Origin of the sequence: Streptomyces sp. NPDC060232 (assembly GCF_042726555.1) — a bacterium.
Lineage (GTDB): Bacteria > Actinomycetota > Actinomycetes > Streptomycetales > Streptomycetaceae > Streptomyces.
Genome location: NZ_JBHXAG010000014.1, coordinates 210,068 through 216,746 on the forward strand (window position 1 = coordinate 210,068; position 6,679 = coordinate 216,746).

Annotated in this window: 5 protein-coding genes; 3 read left to right on the top strand and 2 right to left on the bottom strand. The window is 74.9% G+C overall.

What is annotated here, in order from left to right; translation table 11 throughout:
* Entirely contained in the window at positions 1 to 2,256 is a 2,256-nt protein-coding gene (locus ACFWFZ_RS21765) for a bifunctional salicylyl-CoA 5-hydroxylase/oxidoreductase (protein ID WP_387124442.1), read from the top strand.
* Positions 2,257 to 2,276: 20 nt separating this feature from the next.
* Here the strand turns inward: ACFWFZ_RS21765 and ACFWFZ_RS21770 are convergent, their stop codons facing one another.
* Together ACFWFZ_RS21770 and ACFWFZ_RS21775 are read right to left on the bottom strand one after the other, a co-directional pair.
* Complete coding sequence (locus ACFWFZ_RS21770) at positions 2,277 to 3,089, bottom strand: PaaX family transcriptional regulator C-terminal domain-containing protein (RefSeq protein WP_387124443.1); 813 nt, start codon at positions 3,087 to 3,089, stop codon at positions 2,277 to 2,279.
* A 4-nt stretch (positions 3,090 to 3,093) separates the two neighbouring features.
* Positions 3,094 to 4,752 (bottom strand): AMP-binding protein, encoded by a 1,659-nt coding sequence (locus ACFWFZ_RS21775; RefSeq protein ID WP_387124444.1) that lies wholly within the window; start codon positions 4,750 to 4,752, stop codon positions 3,094 to 3,096.
* A 148-nt stretch (positions 4,753 to 4,900) separates the two neighbouring features.
* Between ACFWFZ_RS21775 and ACFWFZ_RS21780 the strand changes: the two genes are divergently transcribed.
* Positions 4,901 to 6,076: an acyl-CoA dehydrogenase family protein gene (locus ACFWFZ_RS21780; protein WP_387124445.1), complete on the top strand. Its 1,176-nt coding sequence runs from the start codon at positions 4,901 to 4,903 to the stop codon at positions 6,074 to 6,076.
* The gene (locus tag ACFWFZ_RS21785) at positions 6,073 to 6,471 is read left to right on the top strand and encodes a RidA family protein (protein WP_387124446.1); all 399 of its coding nucleotides are present in this window, start codon (positions 6,073 to 6,075) and stop codon (positions 6,469 to 6,471) included. Before ACFWFZ_RS21780 ends, ACFWFZ_RS21785 begins: the two co-directional genes overlap by 4 nt.
* Positions 6,472 to 6,679: the final 208 nt, after the last annotated feature.

Consider the following 6,679-nt stretch of genomic DNA (forward strand, 5'->3'; position numbering starts at 1 on the left):
ATGCCGCACGGCAGCGCACTGCGGGTCGCCGTCGTCGGCGGCGGACCGGGAGGACTGTACGCCGCCGCGCTGCTGGCCCGCCGGGGCCACACCGTGGAGGTGTGGGAACGCAACGCCCCGGACGACACCTTCGGCTTCGGCGTCGTGCTCTCCGACGAGACCCTCGGCGGCGTCGAACGCGCCGACAGCGTCGTCCACGCCGCCCTGAGCAGGGAGTTCGTGCGCTGGGACGACGTCGACGTGGTGCACCGCGGACGGCTGCTGACCTCCGGCGGCCACGGCTTCGCCGCCATCGGGCGGCGCCGGCTGCTGGAGATCCTGCACGAGCGCTGCGCCGGACTCGGCGTCCGGCTCCGCTTCCGCGCCGAAGCCCCGGACGTCGCCGAGCTGCGCGCCTCCCACGACCTGGTGGTCGCGGCGGACGGCGTGCACAGCGCGATCCGCGAGGCCGACGCCGCCCACTACCGGCCGACGCTGACCGCAGGCCGCTGCCGCTACATCTGGCTCGCCGCCGACTTCGCCTTCGAAGCCTTCCGCTTCGAGATCGCGGAGACCGAGCACGGGGTCATGCAGCTGCACGCCTACCCGTACGCCGCGGACGCCTCCACCGTCATCGTCGAGATGCGCGAGGAGGTCTGGCGGGCGGCGGGACTCGACCTCTGCGACGAGGAGGAGTCGGCGGCCCGCTGCGCCAAGACCTTCAGCGAGGCCCTGCGCGGACGCCCGCTGCACGGCAACCGCTCCGCCTGGACGCAGTTCCGCACCGTCGTCAACGAACACTGGTCCCACGGCAACGTGGCGCTCGTCGGCGACGCCGCGCACACCGCCCACTTCTCCATCGGCTCCGGCACCAAACTCGCCGTGGAGGACGCGCTCGCCCTCGCCGAAGCCGTCGACGCGGCCGAAGGGGACGTACCGGCCGCCCTCGCCGCCTACGAGACGGCCCGCCGCCCGGCGGTCGCCAGTACCCAGCGGGCCGCGGCCGCCAGCAGCCGCTGGTTCGAGGAGCTCGCCGGCTACGTCGACCAGCCCGCCCGGCAGTTCGCCTTCAACCTCCTCACCCGCAGCCGCCGCGTCACGCACGACAACCTGCGGCTGCGCGACGAGCGCTTCACCCGCGCCGTCGAACGGGACTTCGGCTGTCCCGACGAGGCCACCCCGCCCATGTTCACCCCGCTCACCCTGCGCGGCCTGACCCTGCGCAACCGGGTCGTCGTCTCCCCGATGGACATGTACTCCGCCCAGGACGGCGTCCCCGGCGACTTCCACCTCGTCCACCTCGGCGCACGGGCCCTCGGCGGAGCCGGCCTGGTGATGACCGAGATGGTCTGTGTCAGCGAGGACGGCCGCATCACCCCCGGCTGCGCCGGCCTCTACACCCCGGAACAGGCCGCCGCCTGGCAGCGGATCACCGACTTCGTCCACACCTCGGCGCCCGGCGCCGCACTCGGCGTCCAACTCGGCCACGCCGGCCGCAAGGGCTCCACCAAGGTGATGTGGGAGGGCATGGACGACCCCCTCCCGGACGGCAACTGGCCGCTGGTGGCCGCCTCCGCCCTGCCCTACCGGCCGGGCGTCTCGGCGCTCCCGCGTGCGCTGGAACAGGCGGACCTGGCCGCACTGCGCTCCGACTTCGCGGCGGCCGCCGTCCGCGCCGCGGACTGCGGCTTCGACCTGCTCGAACTGCACTGCGCCCACGGCTACCTGCTCTCCGGCTTCCTCTCGCCGCTGACCAACCACCGCGACGACGCCTACGGCGGCTCCCTGGAGAACCGCCTGCGCTTCCCGCTGGAGGTCTTCGACGCCGTCCGCTCCGTCTGGCCCGAGGACCGGCCCATGACCGTGCGGCTGTCGGCCACCGACTGGGCGCCGGGCGGCACCTCACCCGAGGAGGCCGTGGAGATCGCCGCCGCGTTCGCCGCCCGCGGCGCCGACGCCATCGACGTCTCCACCGGCCAGGTCGTCGCGGACGAGGCCCCCGAGTACGGGCGCTCGTACCAGACCCCGTACGCCGACCGGATCCGCAACGCGCTCGGCGTCCCCGTCATCGCCGTCGGGGCCATCTCCTCCTGGGACGACGTCAACTCCCTGCTCCTGGCGGGCCGCGCCGACCTGTGCGCCCTCGGCCGCCCCCACCTCTACGACCCGCACTGGACCCTGCACGCGGCCGCCGACCAGTCCTACGAAGGCCCGGCCGCCCCCTGGCCGAAGCCGTACCGCGCGGGCAGCCGCAAACCCCCGACGGGCCGAGGCTGACCCCGGTCAGGCCGCCTGATTCACGCAGGCGCCTGCAGTTCCACGAACCGGGCCCCGATGTCCCGCAGGCGGGTGTGGAGTTCGGCGAAGACGGCCGCCGCCCGGTCGCCCGGCCAGCCCGCCGGGAGCAGCTCGCGTGGCAGACCCGGGTCGGCGTACGGCAGGCGGCGCCAGCTGTCCAGTGCGAGGAGGTAGCCGCGGTAGGCCTCCTCCGGCGTCGGCCGGGGCCCCGACTGGAGGGCGCGCAGGGCCGGTTCGTGCAGGTCGAGGAACTGCTCGTGCTGTTTGGCCAGCGCCGCCAGGTCCCACCACCGGGCCACCGCCTCGGCGGCCGGGGCGAAGCCCAGGTGGCCGCCTCGGAACAGCTCCACATACGGCGTCAGGCGCAGCCGCTCCAACGTGTGCACGGTCTCCTCCGCCAGCCGGGACGGCGCGATCCACACACCCGGCGCGACCGCCCCGAAGCCGAGCCCGGCCAGCCGGGAACGCAGCAGGTGCCGCTTGCTCCGCTCCTGCTCGGGTACGGAGAACACCGCCACCAGCCACTCGTCCGACGACTGCGGGCCGCCGTAGATCCGGCGGTCGCCGTCGTCCAGCAGCCGGCGCGCCTCGCCGGACAGCTCGTACGCCGCCGCGCCGTCCGCCGCGCGCGCGGGCAGCAGGAAGCCGCGCCGCTTCAGCCGGGACACCGACGAGCGGACCGACGGGGCGTCCACGCCGGCCGCGCCCAGCAGGCGGACCAGCGCGGACACCGGGACCGGGCCTTCGAAGGCCCGCCCGTAGGCTCCGTAGAACGTGACGATCAGGGATCGCGGAGTGTGCTGCTCGACCACGGCTTCACTCTAGGGCGTCGCGCCGATCGGGACGTGCTCCTTGATCGCGCAGCCGGAAGCGCTGGAGCTTGCCCGTGGCGGTCCGGGGGAGCGCGGGCAGGAAGACGAAGGAGCGCGGACACTTGTGCGGGGCCAGTTCCGCCCGCATGAAGGTGCGCAGGGCGTCCTCCGTCAGCACCACCCCGTCACGGACGACGGTGTACGCCACGACGACCTGCCCGCGTCGCTCGTCCGGGCGGCCCACGACCGCGGCCTCCACCACGTCCGGGTGGCGCAGCAGGGCCTCCTCCACCTCCGGGCCCGCGATGTTGTAGCCCGCAGAGACGATCATGTCGTCGGCCCGGGCGACGTAGCGGAAGTAGCCCTCGGCGTCGCGTACGTAGGTGTCGCCGGTCAGGTTCCAGCCGTTCTGTACGTACTCCGCCTGCCGGGGATCGGCCAGATAGCGGCAGCCCACCGGGCCGCGTACGGCCAGCAGCCCCGGCTCGCCGTCCGGGACCGGCCGCCCGGCCCGGTCCACGACGCGGGCCTCCCAGCCGGGTACCACCCGGCCGGTCGTGCCGGGCCGGATGTCCCCGTCGGCGGCGGAGATGAAGATGTGCAGCAGCTCGGTCGCCCCGATGCCGTTGACGATGCGCAGGCCGGTGCGTTCGCACCAGGCCCGCCAGGTGGCGGCGGGCAGGTTCTCCCCGGCCGAGACGCAGCGGCGCAGCGCCGACAGGTCGTACATGCCCACGTCGTACGGGCCGAGGGCGTCCAGCATCGTCCGGTAGGCGGTGGGCGCGGTGAACAGCACCGTCACCCGGTGCTCGGCGAGCGCGGGCAGCAGCCGGCGCGGCACCGCGTCCTCCAGCAGCAGCGCGGACGCGCCGGCGCGCAGCGGGAAGACGACGAGCCCGCCGAGGCCGAAGGTGAAGCCGAGCGGCGGACTGCCCGCGAACACGTCGTCGGGGCGGGGCCGCAGCACGTGCCGGGAGAAGGTGTCGGCGACGGCGAGCAGGTCGCGGTGGAAGTGCATGCAGCCCTTGGGCCGCCCGGTGGTCCCGGAGGTGAAGGCGATCAGGGCGACGTCGTCGGCGGAGGTCGCCGCGGCGGGGAAGGGCGCGTCGTGGCGCTCGGCCCGTCTCAGCAGGTCGTCCGGGGCGCCGCCGCCGTAGGCGGTGATCCGCAGCCCGGGCACCTCGGCCTTCACCAGGTCGTCCAGTACGTCCGCGTGGCACAGGGCGTGCCGGACCTGCGCCATCGCGCACACCGTCGCCAGCTCCTGCGCGCGCTGCTGGGGCAGTACGGTGACGGCCACCGCGCCCGCCTTCATGACCGCGAGCCAGCAGGCGGCCAGCCAGGGGTTGGTGGGCCCGCGCAGGAGCACCCGGTTTCCGGGTACGACGCCGAGGTCGGCGGTGAGGACGTGGGCGAGGCGGTCCACACGGTCGCGGAGCCCGCCGTACGTCCACACCTCGCCGGCGCCGTCGCGGAAGGCCGGGCGGTGGGCGCCCTCGGGTCCGAACCGGGCGATGGTGGCGTCGAGCAGCTCGGCACCGCAGTTCAGCCGGTCCGGATAGGCCAGTTCGGGCAGATCGAAGAGCAGCTCCGGCCAGGCGTCCGCGGGTGGCAGATGGTCGCGGGCGAAGGTGTCGACGTGAGCGGAAGGCTTGAGGTCCAAGGCGGGTTCGCCCCCCTTGCAGCGGTCCGGAGTGGGGTGGAGCCGGCCGTGCGGTCGTTTCTCCCGGCGACCGCCGGGAGGTACTCCCTGGAGCGTATCGTGATGGTGACGGCAGTCAACAGGACGCGATAGATGCGGGGATGTTCGGATGACCGGATTCGCGCTCGGGGTGGACCAGGAGGAGTGGTGCGGGCGGTTGCGCGCACTGTCGGCGCAGCGGCTGAGGCCGCTCGCGGAGAAGGGGGAGCCGGGCCGGGTCAACCGGCCGCTGCTGGCGGCGCTGGGCGAGCTCGGCCTGCTGGAGCGGGTGTTCGCCTCGGGCGCGCTGGAACTGTGCCTGCTGCGGGAGTCCCTCGCCTACGGTTGCACGGAGGCCGAGACCGCGCTGGCCCTGCAGGGGCTGGGCGCGTACCCGGTCCTGCGGGCGGGGAGCGAGGCGCAGCGGGAGCGGTGGCTGCCGGGGGTGCGGGCAGGGCGTGCCGTGGCCGCGTTCGCGCTGAGCGAGCCGGGGGCGGGCTCGGACGCGGCGGCGCTGGCGCTGGCCGCGGAGCGCGATCCGGCGGGCGGGGGCGGGTCCAAGGGCGGGGGCGGGTGGCGGCTCAGCGGCGAGAAGTGCTGGATCTCCAACGCCCCCGAGGCGGATTTCTACACCGTGTTCGCCCGGACGGGTGAAGGGCCGGGCGCGAAAGGGGTGTCGGCCTTCCTGGTCCCCGCGGACCGCGAGGGCCTCAGCGGCGAGCCGCTGGACATGCTGTCCCCGCACCCCATCGGATCCCTCCGCTTCGACGGGGTCCCGGTCGGCCCCGAGGACCTGCTCGGCGAGCCCGGGCAGGGCTTCCGCGTCGCCATGGACACCCTGAACCTCTTCCGGCCCAGCGTCGGCGCGTTCGCGGTGGGCATGGCCCGGGCCGCGCTGGACGCGACGCTCGCCCACACGGCCGGGCGGACCGCGTTCGGCGGAACGCTGAGCGACCTCCAGGCGGTGGCGCACCGGGTGGCCGAGATGGCCACCCGCACGGAGGCGGCCCGGCTGCTGGTGTACGCGGCGGCGGGGGCGTACGACCGGGGCACGGCCGACGTGCCCAGGCGGGCGGCGATGGCGAAGCTGCTGGCCACGGAGACGGCCCAGTACGTGGTGGACCACGCCGTCCAACTGCACGGGGCGGTCGCCCTGCGGCGGGGACACCTGCTGGAACACCTCTACCGGGAGGTGCGGGCGCCGCGGATCTACGAGGGGGCGAGCGAGGTGCAGCGCACGATCATCGCCAAGGAGCTGTACGGGGCGTTGGGCGGGCCGGTGGTGGGGAAGGTGGCCGGGCAGTGAGCCTTGAGCGGATCAACCCGGCGGAGTTGTCCCCGGCGACGGGCTTCTCGCACGCGGTGGTGGCCACGGGGTCCCGGCTGGTGTTCCTGGCGGGCCAGACCGCGCTGGACGGCGCCGGCAAGGTGGTGGGGGAGACCCTGCCGGAACAGTTCGAGACGGCCCTGGCCAACCTCCTGTCGGCCCTGGCCGCGGCGGGCGGCGCCCCGGCGGACCTGGCACGGGTGACGGTGTACGCGGTCGACGTGGCCGCCTACCGGGTGCACGCGGCCGAACTGGGCCGGATCTGGCGGAGGCTGGCGGGCCGCGACTACCCGGCGATGGCGGTCATCGGCGTGGCCCGCCTCTGGGACGACCAGGCCCTGGTGGAACTGGACGGCACGGCGGTCCTCCCGTAGGGGGCCCGGCCCCTGCGGTTCGGCTGCCGCCGGTGGTGCGGCTGCGGCCGGGTGGCTGCTGGGGCTGCGCCCCGGGCTGTGCGGTTCGGCTGCCGTCGGTGTTTCGGCTGCCCGCCGGTGGGTGGTGCTGGGGCTCTGCCCCAGGCCCCGCGCCTCAATCGCCGGCGGGGCTGGGTGGTGTGGGGTGGTGCCCCGCCGGAGTGTCTCC

What these genes read in the sequence shown, in the direction of transcription:
- ACFWFZ_RS21765 (WP_387124442.1), top strand. Translation starts at nt 1, where the DNA reads ATGCCGCACGGCAGCGCACTGCGGGTCGCCGTCGTCGGCGGCGGACCG.
- ACFWFZ_RS21780 (WP_387124445.1), top strand. Translation starts at nt 4,901, where the DNA reads ATGACCGGATTCGCGCTCGGGGTGGACCAGGAGGAGTGGTGCGGGCGG.